Genomic DNA, 17,011 nt, shown 5'->3' with positions numbered 1-17,011 from the left:
AGGGAATGCGAACATGCAGATTCAGCGTGGGCTGTCGACCGGTGTTGCCGATGGTCGCGGTGTGACGGTTGCTATTGCCGATGTCGATGCCAATCCATCCGAATTCGATTATTCTGTCGCAGAGGCACTTTCGCTGAAGATGGACTCCCGCCGAGATTTCTCTAAGTAGCGACTTTGTCGCAGATGTACGTGTCTCAATCAGCGGCCGGGGTGCCCGCGGCGGACGAGGTGGCCACCCCAGACAAGTCACAAGTGCGGCTGGTGATTGTCTGCCTCGCCTCGAACGTCGTCGGGCGCCTGAAGTGATCACCTCCGGGTGGTGATTGTGGGGTTGATGGCTGTTCACGCTGAGCCTGAACTAGCGAACTGTGTGGCGTGTGCTTGTTTTATGCGCCCTGAGGGGGTGATGGCGCGTGGTGGATGTCGGCGTGGTGTTTGTTTGGTTGGTGCGGGTGTGGTGCCGTCGGATTTAGGTGCCGGCGGGTGTTCGGGCTCGGCGGGCGGGGGAGTGGTGTGCCGGCGGGGGGCGGTGTGTTGCCTGATGTTGAATGATTCTGAATATAGTTGTGTATCAGTAAGTGTCGAAATTCTTGTGGTTTGGACTGTGTTCGGCGGGTGTTCACGGTGTTGTTTGGCTAAACGTCAAATGTTGTTGCAGCAGTGCTGGTTTCGGTGTCTTGTTTTCGAGTTGGTTTGTCGTTTGGCGGGTGGATGCACAGTTGGGAGCAGGGGGCGCACTTTCTGCCCCTCCTGTCTGGTCTCATTCGGATGTCGGGTGCCGATTCAGATGTTGCGATGAATTCAATCGTCAATAAGCAAGATTCGGAACTCTTAGGAGCAAACCGGCGAGATCGACCGCAACGGCGCTCGATCCACTGCGAGCTGCACAGCGGCTCTGCGGCGCGAGCGAAGCGACCTAACCTCCAATCCGGACGAGCGCCGGTGCTCGCGGCGGCGAGTTTGAACATCAGCACGGCGACCTCGTAGGAGAGGCCAGCGTTGCCACGTTCTAGTATGGTCGCGCAACGGGAATGGCCCTTCCCTCCTCAGCAGCGACGCACCTTTCAGTTGGCGCCTGATCGTACGCGCTGATACTGGACCAAGCCCACACTTGCGCTTCGCAATTCTCTCAGCTGTTGCTAATAAACCGAAGATTCTTCGAACTAGGGGCCTCTCTTTGCGTAATTGGTGAAACTTCGAGAGAGATGTACGCGAATGTCAAGCTAATCTTCCTAAGGGGCATTGTAGCGTCAAAGGCGTGAGATCTTTGCACTGCACTTGAGTGGTTGGGATGTTCGCGGCGCTGAGCGCGCACCAATGCGATGACTGGGAGGAGGGCGCCGTAATCGACGCTCACGGTCGAAATCCTTGTTATTGGTTGAGATTTCGCACCGCTCGCGGGAAGCTATGTCGAGGTCAATGTGTTCAGCTGGGGTGACATTTTCGTCCTGATTACCTCGTGATGATCTGCTATTCACCCCGAGTAGATCTCTATCGCCTTCGCTGGCTGAGAACGAAAGCCTCTCTTCGCACTGTAATTTCGTGAAATCAACCACTCATCAGACTGTGATCTATTCAAGTCATAGTCGGAGTTTTCCGGGGTAAGGAGAGAGTCGGCACAGTGGATAGAAGGTTGGTCGATATTCATTTGTCCATGACTGCAGTGTCGGTCGCGGTTTGGTGCCGACGCTTCCGGTGAGGACCTAGTTGAAAATGGAGTGTGAGCGCATGAGTGAAGTGGTAGCGATTGGTGAGACCTCGGTTCCGAGCACACCAAGTACGCGTAAGCGCTGGTTCGTCTTGGGAACATTAATCGCGGTAAATCTCGCCATGTGGCTGGACGAGCTGAAGTTCTCCGCGTTGTCGGCATTTTGGTCGGAATCTCTTTCGCTGAATTCCGCACAAACCGCAACTATTCTGTCGTCGTATTACATCGGTTACGCTCCAATGCTGTTCTTGGCTGGCGTTCTGGCGGACCGCTTCGGGCCCCGGTTACTTCTACTCGTTGCCTGCGTCGGTGTGACCGTGTTATCGGTCAGTATGGCCTGGGTAACGACATTCTCCGAGATGTACATTCGAAACATGATTTTCGGTGCGTTCTTCGGACTGGTTTGGGCGCCGAGCAATCGGATGATCGCGAACTGGTTTCCTCTCCACGAGCGCACCAAGGCAACCTCGTACTGGATAGCATCGGCAAACGCTGCAGGCATCGCGACTCCTCTGATTGCGCTGCCTATTGCAAACCACACGACGTGGCAAACTGCGTTTATCGTAATCGCAATCATTTGTGTACCTGCTTTTGTGGCGCTGATTAAGGTCACGGACCGTCCGGTCGACACCAAGGCGGGCGCCGAATCGGTTGCGTCCTCAGTTGAGAGGGAGGAGTCGCTGCCACTCGGCGAGCTCTTGTATGTCTTGCGCAACAGGAATGTGTGGCTGGTGTGTATGGCCGGCTTTTGTGCGGCGTCCTTTTCGCTGCCGCTCGCCTGGGTGAGTTATGGATTGATTAAGCTAGACAAGATCGATCCTGATGTGGTCGCTACGGTGTCCTCCTTGACGTTCGCAGTGCCCTTCCTGTTTGCGTTCGTCAACAGCCCGATACTAAGTAGGGTGTTCCGGGGCCGAATCAACCTCTACATGAGCACGGGGCTGGTATTCGCGGGGCTGTGCTTTAGCATCTCTGCGGTCCTGTCGGTCCACTGGATCGTATGGGCGGCCCTCACCACGTCGTCGATGGTCGTTGCTAACACCATCTTCTACGGTTCACTTACCGCGTACTCCACGCAGATCGTAGGCGCGCGTGCCACCGGAACGGTGGTCGGCCTGGCGACCTGTCTGCAGATTCTCTGCAGCCTCGTCTTGATCCACCACAGCGGCGAGTGGTTCGACGAGAGCGTGTCAGGCCATCACCAACTCAACTTGGTCTTCCTCGTCGGCGCTGGGTTGCTCTTCATCGGCGCATGTCTGGTCATGGTTGCAAAGCGGGTAACGATCGATCCCGATGTCAAAGTCGTCGCACGTACGTATTGAACGTCGCTCGACGAAATCTTGCACGATTGAATGGAGTAGAAATGTCTCAAGTTTCGCTAGCCGGTTACCTGGACCGGATGTCCTACGAACCAGGTCAACAGATTGCTGTGCATGCCAGCGGTCATGCGTCCTCCGTCGAGGTAAGCCTAGTCAGAATCGGACGTGGTCCAATCCCCGGCCGCGACGTCAGTGGAGCAGTCGAAACCATACCTTGGACTGGGGCCGGGTCTTATCCGCTGTCTAGTCAGACCGGCTGTATCGGAAGTTTCTTCGTTGCCGAATTGCCCATGCCAGTATCCGCGCACGTGGGTTTCACAATTGGTGCTTGGGTACACCCCACCGATCTTGGAGCAGGTAGTGCGCAGACGATCGTCGAGGTCGTTGGAGAAGGCGGCCGGACTGTATTGTTGGAAATGGTTGGTGGCACCCTGGTTGCGTGCGTTGTCTCGCCAGAGGGTCGCACCCACGAGGTTCACTGCCCGGATGTCATGTGCGAGCGAGCCTGGTCATTCGTCGGCCTACAAATCTCTCGAGATGGAATCGAGGTGGCAGTCGTCGGCCGAGATCCAAGCTACGCGCCAAGTGACCGAACTGCCTCCCGCGCAGACGAAATGGTGTCGTTCACTGGTCAGCAAGTGACTTTCGGGGCGCGAAACTCACGCGATATCGTTGATCGCAAGGGTTACTCGCGGGGCCGCGCCGACAACAATTTTGAGGGAAAGTTGTCTGCTCCCGTCGTGGTTTTCGGAAGTCACCTCGATGACCTCTGTGGGAAGGAACTCCACGAGATCGCCCTGGTCGTTCGCAGCGCCGGCGGTGCGGTCTGGGATCTCGCGCCGCAGCGCTCCGGGGCGACCAGGTACTTCTGCCCTGCGCTGGCGGGAGCCGCGTCACCCGGCCGGTTGGTGAACCTGCCAAACCAGGGTGTCACTGGACCAAACTGGGACGCCACGACCGACTCGTTTAGGGAGTGCCGGGATCAATATTCCGCCGCGCACTTTCATTCAACCGACCTCATAGACAGTGGGTGGGATCCGCTGTTTATCGATGCGCTTCCATCCGATCTGCCGAGCGCGGTCTATGGAATCGAGCTTCGGACGGCGGCGGGAGACAGTGACACGGTGCCACTCTTCGTTGTACCTGGATCAGGAACACGCCGAAGCCGTATCGCTTTCCTTGCGTCCACTTTCACCTATCTCGCGTACGGCAACGAGAACCTCATCGAATTCTTCGCTGCTGAAGGTGCATTCGGGCTTACGGACCCCGAAGCCGTCGCCACCGCCCGTAGTCAGCATGTCCCTGTTGGGCGAGAGTTTGGTCTATCTCTATACGATACGCACCCCGACGGAAGCGGTATTCACTACTCGTCCGGGCTTCGCCCGTTGCTCGACTTTCGGCCCGAATACCGTACCTGGACATTCGGTTGCGGACGCGGGTTCGGCGGGGACCTCTATTTGATCGAATGGCTGGAGTGGGCGGGCTACGAGTACGACGTACTGACCGATCTCGAGTTGCACAACGGAGGGGCAGCCGTACTCGACGACTATGACGTAGTTATCACTGGTTGCCATCCTGAATACCACACAAGTCAGATGCTTGACGGTCTCCAGGCATTTCGCGACAATGGCGGCAAGCTTGCTTACCTCGGAGGAAACGGGTTCTACTGGGTAACAGGGCTGATCAACTCCGAGTCGCCAGTGGTGGAGATTCGGCGCGGGCACGCAGGAATCCGTACTTGGGCCTCCGAACCTGGAGAAGTCGATCTGGTGAGCAGTTGGGAAGCAGGCGGTCTTTGGCGACTACGGGGCCGCGCTCCTCAGAGGCTTGTCGGCGTCGGTATGGCGGCCCAGGGCGGCGGCTCCCGGCCGTTTGTCGTCAATCCTGCGGCCAAACGGATTCTGCCCTGGTTCTTTGAAGGGATTGAGGGTGACCTCATCGGAGAACGAGGTCTGCTACTTGGCGGCGCAGCGGGCGACGAGCTCGATAGAGTAGACGCGAGACTGGGCACACCGCCTGGCACGGTAGTGCTGGCGTCGTCGGAGAATCACCCTGAGGGCACCCAGCGGGCTATCGAGGAGTTGCTTCAGGTCTACCACGGCTCCACAAGCGGCCCGAACGACACGGACATTCGTGCGGACATGGTCTACTTTGACGTGCCGGAAGGCGGCGCAGTGTTTTCGGTGGGCTCGATTGCCTTCATCCCATCGCTGCTTGTCGACGAGGGGGACAACACTGCGTCAAAGGCTCTTCACAACGTGCTGGATCACTTCCTGCTCACCGAGTGCAAACGCACCTAGCACTGCGAGATTTCGCGGCAATCGGGCCCGGACACTCGGCGGTTAGTGGAGACGAGCATCGGGACCTGAATCGCACCGGCGAGTCCGGAGACTTTGATGTACCCCGAGTTTTCCGGAGTTCGTTTTGTCTAGTTCAGGCATTGATGCACCGAGAGAGGTTGACGATGCTCCGACGTTATCCGCCCGAGGTTCGCCGAAAGTCCTCGGTTTCCAGATGAAACGCTTTGTCGCGCAACCTACCCCGGAACCCTACCGTATCCCGTCAAAATAGACTGTGTGGTACGGTTTGTTCTTGCTTAAGCATCAACTCGTCCTGTTTGGGGGCTAGCTTCGTTGATTAGCCGATGTGCAGGGTGCTCAGCGAGTTCGGCTGCTCATAGGCGCTCTCCAGGGATTCGAAGACGAGCTATCGGTCGAATGGTGCCGCCGACGTCGACGCGGTTTCGAACGTGCCACTCAGACAGGCGGTCTCATGTTCTCGTCGGAAGGGCGCGCAACCCTGTAGCGGCTGCAAAGGTGGGCGGAGCACTCATCAGTTGTGGGTGATGCCGGTCAGCGCGCCATGGGACATTATTCTCGTATCACTGCTTTCTGGCCGGGAGACGATGATGCGCGGACCACAAGCACAGACGGGCCCTTCATGGCTCTTGCCGCGGGGACTCATCGTGCTGCTCGGTCTCACCGGGTTGGTCGTAACTGTCACCGGCATACGTGCATTCTCTGGGATCGTAGGACCCGTTTTCCTCGCGCTGATGCTCACCGTGGCGGTCCACCCGCTTCCGGAATGGCTGCACCGTAAGGGATTACCTCGATGGCTCTCAACCCTGCTGGCGCTCGTCGCGGTCTACGGAATTCTCGTGACGCTGGTGCTCGTTCTTGTGTACTCGGTCGCCGAACTCGGAACGCTTTTCCCTACCTACCAGGACGAATTCGACAGATTGCTGGGCTCAGCGCAGTCGGCCCTTGGCAACGCAGGGATCGGTTCAGATCAGGTCCACGCGCTGTTCTCTCGTCTGGATTCGGACGTGATAGCCAGAATTTTGACAGGCCTCCTCGAAAGCACGCTCGCGCTTGTTTCCAACCTGGTATTTCTGGTGGTGCTGCTGCTGTTCATGGCGTTCGACGGAAGCGGATACCCCGAACGCATGCGCGTCCTCGTCGTCGACCGACCGGATATCGTACGGGCCTTTACCCAATTTTCAACCGGCACAAGACGGTATCTGATCGTATCGACAGTATTCGGTGCCATCGTGGCGGTGCTCGACACTGGTTTGTTGTGGCTGCTCGGAATTCCGTTACCCATTCTGTGGGGATTGCTCTCCTTCATCACCAACTACATCCCGAATATCGGTTTCGTTCTCGGTCTGATCCCTCCGGCCCTCCTGGCACTGTTGGATGGAGGCTTCGGACCGATGGTCACTGTCATCGTCTTGTACAGCACTGTCAACGTCGTCATCCAGTCGATTATTCAGCCGAAATTCGTCGGTGACGCGGTCGGTCTTTCGGTGACACTGACCTTCTTGTCACTGGTCTTCTGGTCGTGGGCCCTGGGCCCTTTGGGCGCTATCCTGGCGATTCCTCTGACATTGTTGGCGAAGGCTTTGCTGATCGACATCGATCCCTCGACTCGTTGGATGGATGTACTCCTACGCGACACCGTCGAGTCCGGCGAGAGTTCCGGTGCATCGACGCAGTTGACCGACGCGGTGCTCCAACACAATTCGTCCGGACAGGAAGACGCTGGTGAGAAGTCGGCGACACCGGCGGATGACGGGGATGATGAGACACAGGATGTGCGCACGTAAGGGCAAGGACGCACCTCGCACCTGGATTGTCGGTTGGCGTGTATCGATGGCGTGCTGGTGGTCGCCGGCATTCGCTGTGGGCGTGTTCAACCCGGTGTGTGTTCGGCACTTCTGTCGTGATGCTTCATTTTTTCGCTGGAGCGCGGTCAGATGCCGGCATTCGTCAGAAGTGGTAGCTCATCCTGTAGGGATGATGTGCCCGTGAAGGTTTCGTTTGACAATGCCAGTGTCAGCAGGCTTTGACGAAAGGACGTTTCATGTCTACTTCCGTGGGTGCGCAGTCGAACAGTTCGGTGAAACAAGGATTTGCTGCCGGAACGTCGTTTCTTGCTGCGACCTTTCTGCTCGTTGCCGCAATGGTGTCGGTTTTTCAAGGGATAACCGCCTTGGCCGACAACGACCTGTTCGTCGTCGGCGTCGATTACACCTACGAATTCGACGTCACGGCGTGGGGCTGGATACATATCGTCGTGGGCGCCTTCGGAGTGGTGGTCGCGCTGGGGATGTTCGCGGGCACGACATGGGCCCGCGGACTGGCTTTCGTCATTGCGGCACTGTCGATCGTGGCGAATTTCTTGTGGCTGCCGCACTACCCGGCATGGTCGATGGTGATCATCGCCCTGGACGTCGTGGTGATCTGGGCGGTCGCGACCTGGCGCCCGGCTCCGTAGGGTAGAAGGTGCAATCCACCATGGATGATGTTCAGAGCGCCCATGATGAGGGCTGCGCTCTACCGTCGCCCAGTGAAGGTGGGGGGCCTTTGGATGCGGCGCGCAGTGATCGTACGAGCGACGCACGCTCGGATGCGTTACGAGAGAACCCCTCTGAAAGCTCCGGATCTTCTCAGGCGAGTAGCCAGGGCTCGGATGCGCTCATTCTCGATGCTGTGGTGTTCTACCCGATGTTGGTGCTGGTCTTGGCGATCACCACGCTCTTATTGCTCGCATGAACATGTGAGAGGACATGATCAGGCCGGTCGCTTCGTCACCGGCGACCCGCGCAGCGCGGGGAAGCCGGCAATTGTCACAGAGCCGCTCAGGCTCAGTCCGGCAAGCGTCGTAGCTCTGCCACGGTGAGTCCGAGCGCGTCGAGCCGAGCCATGATGCTGCGCATACTCGTTCGGTCGGCGACGGGACCGTAGAGCGTGGTGAAGCCACCTACGGCGTGCCCGACCTGCAGCTGCGGAAAAGCAGCTTGCACACGCTCTGATACTTCCCCGTCGATCAGAAACTGGTAACGGGTAGGAAATGTCAGTGCCATCGTCGTCCTTTCTCGCCGAAGAGACTCATGCCCACCAATTCGTGACGGCGACTCGGGTGACCGGCGATCAGGTGCCGCGACGGTATTCGACCAGTGTGCCGATAGGCCTGCCACTGCGCTTCATCCTCATGGGGTGAGTGAGGCGGATGCTCACATTTCATCCTTCACGTATGAGGCTCCGCATCCCTGGTATCCCTAGTGTCGATGCTGTCCGGCAGCCCTTCGCTGCAAGCGCCACATCGTTGGAGGCAAGTATGGCTGGCACGTTGACAGTGTGGAAGTTCCCGACCGAGCACGGAGCGCATGATGCGGTCGAGACGTTGAAAGAACTGCAAAAGCAAGAGCTGATCACCATCCGTGACGGCGCCGAAGTGAGCTGGCCGGAAGGAGCGAAGAAGCCTAAAACCCATCAGCTCAACGACGTCAAAGGTGCCGGAGCGCTCGGGGGCGCCTTCTGGGGTCTCTTTCTCGGGCTGTTGTTCTTCGTCCCTCTCCTGGGTGCGGCACTGGGAGCCGGATTGGGAGCTTTGGCTGGCGCGTTGACCGACGTCGGGATCGACGACGGATTCATCAATCGGGTACGCGAAGAAGTCACCCCCGGTACCTCAGCGCTGTTCATCCTCACCACCGACGCGACGGTGGACCGAGTGCACGAGGCCTTCGCCGGGCAATCCGGTGAGCTGATCTCGACGAATCTCTCGCATGCCGAAGAGGCACAGCTCCGCGAAGTTTTCGCGGACTGATACCGAACTGACTGTTCGAGCACCTCGGTCCGCACTGGACCGAGGTGCCGTATTCGGTAAAAGGCATCTGTTCTCGATTTGCCCTGCAGGGCAATAGGCCCCGCCAGTGCAGGTGGTCCTGTGAGGTACGTGCGGCGGGAACTGGTTGCGCTGCAGGCGGACTTGAGACCTCCCGGTGCGAAGCCTGTCTGCAGTTCGCTCACGATGCTCCGCAGGCGCTGTCAATACTCGGGTGTGTTCTTCGCTCACACAAGGCCGTGTCGGCGGCCCACGCGCACGGCATCACGGCGGGTGTTGACATCGAATTTTCGATAGATCCCGCGAAGGTGGGTCTTGACGGTATTGACCGAGACGAACAGGTCAGCGGCGATTGTTTCGGTGGTATCACCAGAGATGAGTTGTTGCAATACTTTCTGTTCACTGGGGGTCAGGAGCGCTGGCGGCGACTCAGGTGCGGCGAGTAGCTCCTGTAACTGTCGAGCGAAATCGTCGAGGTCACCGAAGTGTCCACTGAACGTGTCGAAGGCAGGGCGCAATATTTTCGCGTACCCGAGAAAGGGGCGTATGGTGCGGCGGGGTGCGGCTATCGACAGTGCCGTGGACAGTGCTGACAACGCTTGGGTTCGGTTTCCCGTTGCCAGTTCGATGCTTGTTTCGAGTACCGACCGGTAGATCGGGTGTGCCAGGGAGGTGGAGTTCGCCGATTCGGCCGCGAGGAGGTCCTTTCGGGCCTGTGTCAGGTTCCCGATCGCGAGATGGATGGAAGCGCGAGCTAAGTGGGCGCCGCCGGATGAGCTGTTCCGCGCGAGTACGTCGGAGACCAGCTTCTTCGCCCAGTCCACTTCGCCGATCTCGAGAAACGCGTTCACCACTAGCGGTACCAGCGCCTCGGTGAGGGTCTCCCACGTGTGGTTTGAGATCACCCCCGCTGTAGCGTCGCGCATTCGGGCAGCGTGAATCCGGCGATCCTCGCCTGCGGTATCGAAGCGATGCAACTCGAAGACGATCAGTGCATGCGAATCGTACGGTGAGCCGTTGTTGTCTGTGCAACCGCTCATCGCTCTCAGCGGCGAAGAGATCTCCTGTCCGCGCAGGTATGTGGACAAGATAGAAGCAGCAGCACTGAGTGCGAGTTCAGGGGACTCTGTCAGATGGTGGCCGGCGGCGTAGTCAAGTCCCGAGGCGCCGTATCGGCGCATCGCGTCGAGGTCACCGTCGAGGCCGGCAGTGATCGCCAAACGCCCTACAGCATCCAGAATCAACAGGTTGCGACTTCGCAGTTGCGCGGCGGCGATCGCCCGGCGAAATTCGACCTGGGCCTCGTCGAAGACGCCCTCGTATGACAAGGTCGACCCGAGCTGCAAATGGGAGTACGCATCGATGTCCGGGTGCCCAGTGGGCGGTAATTCGGTCAACCGAGTCGAAAGTGTCCGGTATGTCGGATCGTCGAGCGTTCGCGTCATCTCGAGTTTGAGGGCGACCAGAAGTGCCCGGTGATCGGAATCGAGGAGTGCGGCCTGTTCGGCGAATTCGAGGTAGACCGCAGCTGCAGTCGGTTCGCCGGTGGACAGAGCTTCGGCGGCGTGGAGAAGCTTCACCACAGTGCTTTCCGCTACCTCGGTTGGACTGCGCTCCAGTTTGCCGACGAACTCTTGGCCGTGACCATCCAAAATTATGCCCAGCCCACGCCTTTCGAGGAACTCTTCGATGTTTCCGTCCGGGGTATCGAGGACATGATCGAAGGCGGCGAGGTCGAGATGGTGTGATTCGTACCAGGCGGCAGCGCGCAGGTGCAGGTGAAGATAGGTATCTTTGTCAGTTCGGTACATCTCCGCTCGGAGATGTTCGCGCAGTAGCGGATGGTACGAATACCACGTGGTGTGGTATTCGTCGTGCCGATGTATGAGCGGGAAGTTTCGTCGTAACAGTGTGTCGAGCTGAGCGCTGGCGTCGGATCCACCCACGAGGGTATCGGCGAGTTCGGCGTGAAACGAGTCCACCACGGAGGTGGACTTGAGGAAGTTTTGGACTCGGCCGGAGAGGGCAGCCAACACTTCCCCGACGAGGAAATCCGACACGGGCCGGGGAGTATGAGTGAATTCGTGCAATGCCTGGGGGAGGTCGTCTCGTTCGGAGATGTACTGGGCCGCCAGTCGGATGAGCGCTCCCCAGCCTTGTGTTGTCTGTTCGATCAGCGCGAGGTGCTCTGGTTCGATGTCGATGTCGTATTGTTCGACGAGAGAGCGTATTTCGTGTAGATCGAACGCGAGATCGACGGCTTCCAGTCGTGTCAATCTGCTCTCGAGTGCCACCGTATGCAACGTCAGGGGCGGCTCGTATCGTGCGGCCATGATGATCGACAGTGACGGGGGCGCGTGCGCGAGGAGTTGGTCTAGTGCAGCGAGCGCGAGGCCGTCGTGCAGGTGGTGAACGTCGTCGAGTACCAGTACCAGGTCACGCCCGGTGGCGGCGATCGCCGCGCACAGTTGCTCGATATAGGTCTCTACGACAGTCGACGGCCGCGGAGGCGGCAGATCGATGTCGAATTCGTAGGCATCGGCCACCGCGTGGTGCAGGGTTTGGCACAGAAGAATCGAATTGTTCTCGTGTTCAACGAGATCGATCCACGCATGCGCTGTGTCGAGCGTGTTTACCCACTCCGCCAGCAACGACGTTTTTCCTGCACCGGCGGGAGCGGAGACGACAACCACCTTGCCGTGCGTGTCGGGATCGATGACGGTGGCATTCGTCAGACGTGTATGCAGCCGCTCACGATGGACGAGATTCGCCATAGACACGGGGTTGAGGGGAAGGGACACGGCATCGGCGGACGAAACGAGGAACCGCGCTGGAGTCAGCGCGCCATGTGAGTCGCTCATCTTTTGCCTTTCGCCGGCCCGGCAGGTTCACCGCCGAAATCAACAAGACAATGCCAGGCTAGGCTAAACCCGGACAATTGGTACGATTTTGTGCATCGAATTGGACGAAAGTCCCTCCTTACGCGCCGCGCACGGAAGCTCGCATCCGATTGATGACCCTCGCTCCCTTTACCGCGATAGATAATTGTCGAGGGGGTTGGGCCCGTGCCGGTTTCAGTGGATCAGCGACAGATGTGAACAAGATCGAGAGCGCTACCGCACGGCTCGTGCAGGGAGCCAACATTGTCTTCAGGATCGTTCGGGTTCCGGACTGTTGTTCCCGACAAGGGTGTTTTTGATTCCGAGTTTGTCTGCGAAAAGGTGTCGCTGCACGATCCATCCCGCGACACTGAGTGCGATCCACGCGGCGGTGGCGAAAATTTGTTGCCATCCGGGTTCTGGGCTTCGGAGGAACTCGAGCGCGTCCGTGGTCCGTCCCAGCCCGTTGAGGATCATGCTCGCGCCTCCGATCGAGGTCAGCCACAGCAGCGCTCGGGCGCGGTACTTGTCTGCCAGGAATGCAGCCGCGACCGCGACGGCGAGTATGACGATCGCACTCAACGCCCAGTCGTTGTCCCCGGGTTGAAGAACGTCGGCGGCGCGGGCGCCGGCCATGGCGCCGGTGAGCCCGCCGATGAAGTAGGCGGAGAACTTGAAGACGAGAGTAGTCACGATCCAAGCGCTGACGGCACCGATAAGTCCGAACAGCAGCAGTGCGGACAGTGAGGCGTGAAAGAGGTCCGCCATCATCCAGCCGAGCCCGAAACCGATGGCCAACACACCCAGGTGCAGGGAGCGGATACCGTAGAAGCAGAGCAGGAGTCCGACCAACAGGACCGCGATTCCGTTCATATTCACTCCTTGATCGGTATGCACATCTGCGTGTGATGGTTGGGAGCGGCTCAGACCAAGCCCAGGGAGGAACGGTGTCGGGCAGTGTGGAGCCCACCCTCCTCGCCCGGGATCTTTCGGGATGAAAGGTCTCGGGCGAAGGGTTGGTGGCTAGCTCGGGCGTTCAGGGGTGACGACAGCGAAGTTCTCGTCACCGGGATCGAGGAGCGCGGCAAGTCGGGCAAGGACAGAGCCGTCGCCGCTCACGTCAATTCCGGCGTCCGCCAGACTCTCGGTCGAGAGCCCACCGAGCGCGAGAGCAGGCAAGGTCCGACGAGTCGCGGTGAGGACGGCGTCCGCCACGTCTTTCTGAGGTCGTGGACTGTAGGTGAGTGCACCGTTCGCGAGCCGCAGCCGGTATCGCTCGTCCGTGTCAGCGAGCACGATATCGATGGTCAAGTTCTCATTCCACGCACGAGGACCGTCAATCTGAATTGCGATGGCGTCGAACAGCATTTGAGGTGTGAGTGCAGAGATGACATCTGCTGACGCTGATACAGTGGGGGTACCGAACTGCCCCTCGCGGAGTTCGGTGGCGCCGGAGAGGAAGATATTGCGCCAGGTGCCGTTTTCCGCGCCGTAACCGAGCTGTTCGAATGTGTCGGCAAGTAAAGTGCGTGCGTCCGAGTGGTCGGGCTGGGCGAACACGACGTGGCTGAGAATTTCTGCGGCCCAACGGAAGTCGCCCTCGTCGTACGATTCTCGCGCCTTGGATACGACGGTGTCCGCGCCGCCTCCGAGTTCGACGTAGCGCTTGCCTTGTGCCTTCGGGGGATGCTGCCACAGGTGCGCAGGGTTGCCGTCGTACCAACCCATGTAGCGTTGGTAGATCGCCTTGAGGTTGTGGCTTGTCGACCCGTAGTATCCGCGGGCGTGCCAGGCGTTCTCGAGGAGGGGTGGGAGCTGGAGCTCTTCGGAGATCTCGCTCCCGATCCAGCCCTTGTTGATCAGGCGAAGTGTCTGGTCGTGCAGGTACGCGTAGAGGTCACGCTGTTCGGAAATGAACTTCACCACGCGTTCGTTGCCCCACGTGGGCCAGTGGTGCGAGGCGAACACGACCTCGGCCTCGTCCCCGAACAGGTCGATGGTCTCGGTGAGGTAGTTCGACCAGGCATGCGGGTCGCGCACGAGTGCGCCGCGCAGGGTGAGCAGGTTGTGCATCGTATGGGTTGCATCTTCTGCCGCGCACAATGCCTTGTGCTCGGGGAAGTACACCAGGAACTCGGCAGGCGCCTCGGTTCCTGGTGCCATCTGGAAGATCATGCGAACGCCATCAACCGTCTCCTCCTGGCCTGTTTCGGTGATGTCCAGGGTCGGTGCGATGAGCGTGATGTTGCCTGTCGCAACCGTCTGCGCCAGGCCGGTACCGAGCCCGCCCTGCGGGCCACGTGCGAGCGCTGCCCCGAACATGTACGCCGATCGTCGGGCCATCGCGGTGCCCGCGTAGACGTTCTCCGACGCTGCATGCTCGGTGAACTCTGCGGGGGCGATGATCGGGACCCGACCAGCGTCGACATCTTCCTGCGTGGTGACGCCGCGGACGCCGCCGAAATGGTCGACGTGCGGGTGTGTGTACAGCACCGCGGTAACCGGCCGGTTACCGCGGTGCTCGCGGTACAGCGCGAGGGCGGCAGCGGCTGTCTCCTCGGTGACCAGTGGGTCCAGGACCAGCACTCCCTTGTCACCTTCGATGAATGACACGTTCGACAGGTCGAAGCCGCGAACCTGGTAGATACCGGGTACCACCTCGAACAATCCCTGAAGTGCGTTGAGTTTGGACTGCCGCCACAGGCTCGGATTGACGGTCTCGGGTGCATCTCCCTCGAGGAAAGCGTAGGTGTCGTTGTCCCACACGACACTGCCGTCCTCGGCGTGGATCGCGTTCGGCACGCGGCTACCCACCAGACCACGAGTGGCGTCCTCGAAGTCCTGAGTATCGGAGAAAGGCAGACTCTCGAGGAGCGCCTTGTGCTGGCGGATGATGGACTCGGATGCTGGGTTCGATGTCGTAGCCATACCGACAGTGTGGAATGCGGTGGGCATGTTTCACTTCACCTGTTAGGGGTGATTGACGAGTGCAGTGGTAGGCGCGATACCGCGGCAGACCACGGTCGAAGAATGCTCCGGGTCACAGGTGCGCTTCGCACGGGTTGAGGTGCGTTTCTTCGGCATCGCCGTCGTCATCTCGATACCTACCGCGTCGACGATGTGTCCATCGAGCGGCGGAACCAGTTCTGGGCGCGACCCATCAGCCCTGACGGTAGATGTGGGTGTATCGGCGGATAGATCAAGCTCAGGGTCGACCTCAAGGTGAAGTAGCTGCGCAGTAGACGGAAACACAGGTAGGCAGGCACGTATTTCACCGAGCTCGGTTGCCAGATCAAGCAGACGATGACGGTCATGATCATCGACATTCCCAGCATGGTGGCGACGATGGGTTGCCATTGCAGTGTGGTGAACGTCGAGGGAAAAGCAAATCCGGCGATGGCGGCGAAAATGAGCAGCGGTGCAAGCATTGCCCGGCGTGCGGCGTTGACCAGATTGAACGGCAGTACGAAGGTACCGATCATGGTCTGTCGATCCAGGAGCAGTGCCCGGTTCCGGGCTGCGAGGTGGTAGATACTACGAAACCAGCGGGTGCGTTGCTCGAGAAGATGGGCGTACGATGCCGGAGTTTCGCTGTAGTACACCGCTTTCGGGTCTGCCACGTTGTGGTAGCCGGCTGCGGCCAGTCGCATGCAGATGTCGGTGTCTTCCCCGTTCATCCCCTGCACCATGCCGCCGACCTCGACCACCGGGGCTCGGCGATAGATCGCGAACATCCCTGGGATGCCCATGACGCCTTGGTAGCCGTCGAGGGAGACCTGGAAGAAACCGTGCCGCATGTACACCTCGATCAGTCGGCACTTGTCGATCCAGGTCTTTTGCTCGCGCGGCATGGGAATCCCGCCGACGCAGCCGACGTTTGGGTCGGCGAAGTGGCGCATCGCGGTCTCGAGGCAGCCTGCGCCGATGACGGTGTCGGCGTCGATGCGGACGACGAATTCTTCTTCGATGTGGTCGATACCCATATTGAGTGCGATGGCTTTGCCCGGGGTGGGACAGTCGAGGACCGTCCCTGTGATGTTGAGGCATTCACCGATGATCTGCTCGGCGACCTCGTGTGTGTTGTCGGTGGAAGCGTTGTCGACTACGTACAGGTGAATCCGTCCGGGGTAGGTTCCGGCGGCCTCGTCGACGGCGGCGATGGTGTCGCCGATGTCGTGGGCCTCGTTGTGCGCGGGTACGAGAACCGCTGCCGGTGGGGCGAAGTCGTGGCTCCGCGATTTTCTCAACGCGCGGATGCCCAACAGGGCAGTGGAGGCGGCGAGGAGTTGTTGCATCAGAAATACTCCGGCACCGATACCGCCCAGGATCGCCCAGTGTTTGAGAGTGTCGACGAGGTCATCGAGAAGGTGCAGGGCGATCGCTGCTCCCGCGATCGCGAGCACGAGGCAACCCGATAGAGCGAGGAACGCTTTCACAGGTATGCCGGGGCTCGAGGGTAGCGGGCCCTGCGGGGGAAGTTGGGCTTGGCGTAGGAGGGTGTGGGGGAAGATGGCGAGGGCGATCAGGCCGGAGATCATCTGGGCGCCGAACACCGAGATCGAGATGATCCCGGCGTCATGGAGCAGCCACGCCGCAGTGTCGATGGCAATGCAGAACACCGCATACTTTCCCAGCAGAGATATTCCGATGAAGACTCTGCGCCAGATGTTCGAGTAGGCGTGGATTGCGTAGGTCAAAAAGAACATGACCAGGAACAGTCGCAACGGAAATACGACCTTCCCTCGCCCTTCGGACAAGATGACCAGGTCACGTGGCATATCGGTATATCCGGAGTGCACGAGGAATGTTCGCAGACACATCGCGAGGATCGACAGTCCGGCGAACGTGATCAGGAATCCGTTGGTCCCGCTCGGTGGCCGATCGACGGCGTAGTCGGCCGGCGCGCTGTCGACCGAGCGGAAATGGTCGGCGACGGCGGAGCTCTCGTGTGCCGCGTGCTCGGTGTCGGTCACTGCCAC

12 protein-coding genes are annotated in these 17,011 nt (G+C 59.6%); 7 read left to right on the top strand and 5 right to left on the bottom strand.

Translation table 11 applies throughout. The annotated features are described in order from the left end of the window. Positions 1–13: 13 nt before the first annotated feature. The 6 genes from AC3WQS_RS27565 (at position 14) to AC3WQS_RS27540 (ending at position 8,081) form a co-directional block, all read left to right on the top strand. Positions 14–169: a hypothetical protein gene (locus tag AC3WQS_RS27565; protein ID WP_153212837.1), complete on the top strand. Its 156-nt coding sequence runs from the start codon at positions 14–16 to the stop codon at positions 167–169. A 1,559-nt stretch (positions 170–1,728) separates the two neighbouring features. Then, positions 1,729–3,030, top strand: coding sequence for an MFS transporter (locus AC3WQS_RS27560; protein ID WP_158024842.1), 1,302 nt, complete (start codon positions 1,729–1,731; stop codon positions 3,028–3,030). 611 nt (positions 3,031–3,641) lie between these two features. Then, entirely contained in the window at positions 3,642–5,327 is a 1,686-nt protein-coding gene (locus tag AC3WQS_RS27555; protein ID WP_153212087.1) for a N,N-dimethylformamidase beta subunit family domain-containing protein, read from the top strand. 608 nt (positions 5,328–5,935) lie between these two features. Further along, entirely contained in the window at positions 5,936–7,132 is a 1,197-nt protein-coding gene (locus AC3WQS_RS27550; protein WP_492712903.1) for an AI-2E family transporter, read from the top strand. A gap of 257 nt (positions 7,133–7,389) precedes the next feature. After that, positions 7,390–7,803 (top strand): DUF7144 family membrane protein, encoded by a 414-nt coding sequence (locus tag AC3WQS_RS27545; RefSeq protein WP_492712904.1) that lies wholly within the window; start codon positions 7,390–7,392, stop codon positions 7,801–7,803. Positions 7,804–7,823: 20 nt separating this feature from the next. Next, the gene (locus tag AC3WQS_RS27540; protein WP_492712905.1) at positions 7,824–8,081 is read left to right on the top strand and encodes a hypothetical protein; all 258 of its coding nucleotides are present in this window, start codon (positions 7,824–7,826) and stop codon (positions 8,079–8,081) included. 92 nt (positions 8,082–8,173) lie between these two features. Here the strand turns inward: AC3WQS_RS27540 and AC3WQS_RS27535 are convergent, their stop codons facing one another. Continuing rightward, the gene (locus AC3WQS_RS27535) at positions 8,174–8,392 is read right to left on the bottom strand and encodes a DUF8691 family protein (protein WP_492712906.1); all 219 of its coding nucleotides are present in this window, start codon (positions 8,390–8,392) and stop codon (positions 8,174–8,176) included. Between the two features lie 254 nt (positions 8,393–8,646). On the opposite strand from AC3WQS_RS27535, the gene AC3WQS_RS27530 reads away from it, so the two are divergent. Beyond that, positions 8,647–9,135 (top strand): DUF1269 domain-containing protein, encoded by a 489-nt coding sequence (locus tag AC3WQS_RS27530; protein WP_492712907.1) that lies wholly within the window; start codon positions 8,647–8,649, stop codon positions 9,133–9,135. 245 nt (positions 9,136–9,380) lie between these two features. Here AC3WQS_RS27530 and AC3WQS_RS27525 read toward each other — a convergent pair whose 3' ends face one another. From AC3WQS_RS27525 to AC3WQS_RS27510, 4 genes are all read right to left on the bottom strand, one after another. Then, on the bottom strand, positions 9,381–12,014 hold the full coding sequence (locus AC3WQS_RS27525) for a winged helix-turn-helix domain-containing protein (RefSeq protein WP_492712908.1): 2,634 nt from the start codon (positions 12,012–12,014) through the stop codon (positions 9,381–9,383). Between the two features lie 288 nt (positions 12,015–12,302). Continuing rightward, a complete protein-coding gene (locus AC3WQS_RS27520; protein WP_492712909.1) occupies positions 12,303–12,905 on the bottom strand; it encodes a DUF4203 domain-containing protein in 603 nt (200 codons plus the stop codon). 150 nt (positions 12,906–13,055) lie between these two features. Continuing rightward, positions 13,056–14,960 carry an alkyl/aryl-sulfatase gene (locus tag AC3WQS_RS27515; RefSeq protein ID WP_492712910.1) on the bottom strand — a complete coding sequence of 635 codons (1,905 nt, stop codon included), beginning with the start codon at positions 14,958–14,960 and terminating at the stop codon, positions 13,056–13,058. Between the two features lie 176 nt (positions 14,961–15,136). Beyond that, positions 15,137–17,011, bottom strand: coding sequence for a glycosyltransferase family 2 protein (locus tag AC3WQS_RS27510; protein ID WP_492712911.1), 1,875 nt, complete (start codon positions 17,009–17,011; stop codon positions 15,137–15,139).

The sequence above is a fragment of the Rhodococcus sp. FW305-130 genome, from assembly GCF_058788335.1.
The sequence above is the reverse complement of the archived record's forward strand: the minus strand, read 5'-3'. Positions and strand labels throughout refer to the sequence as shown.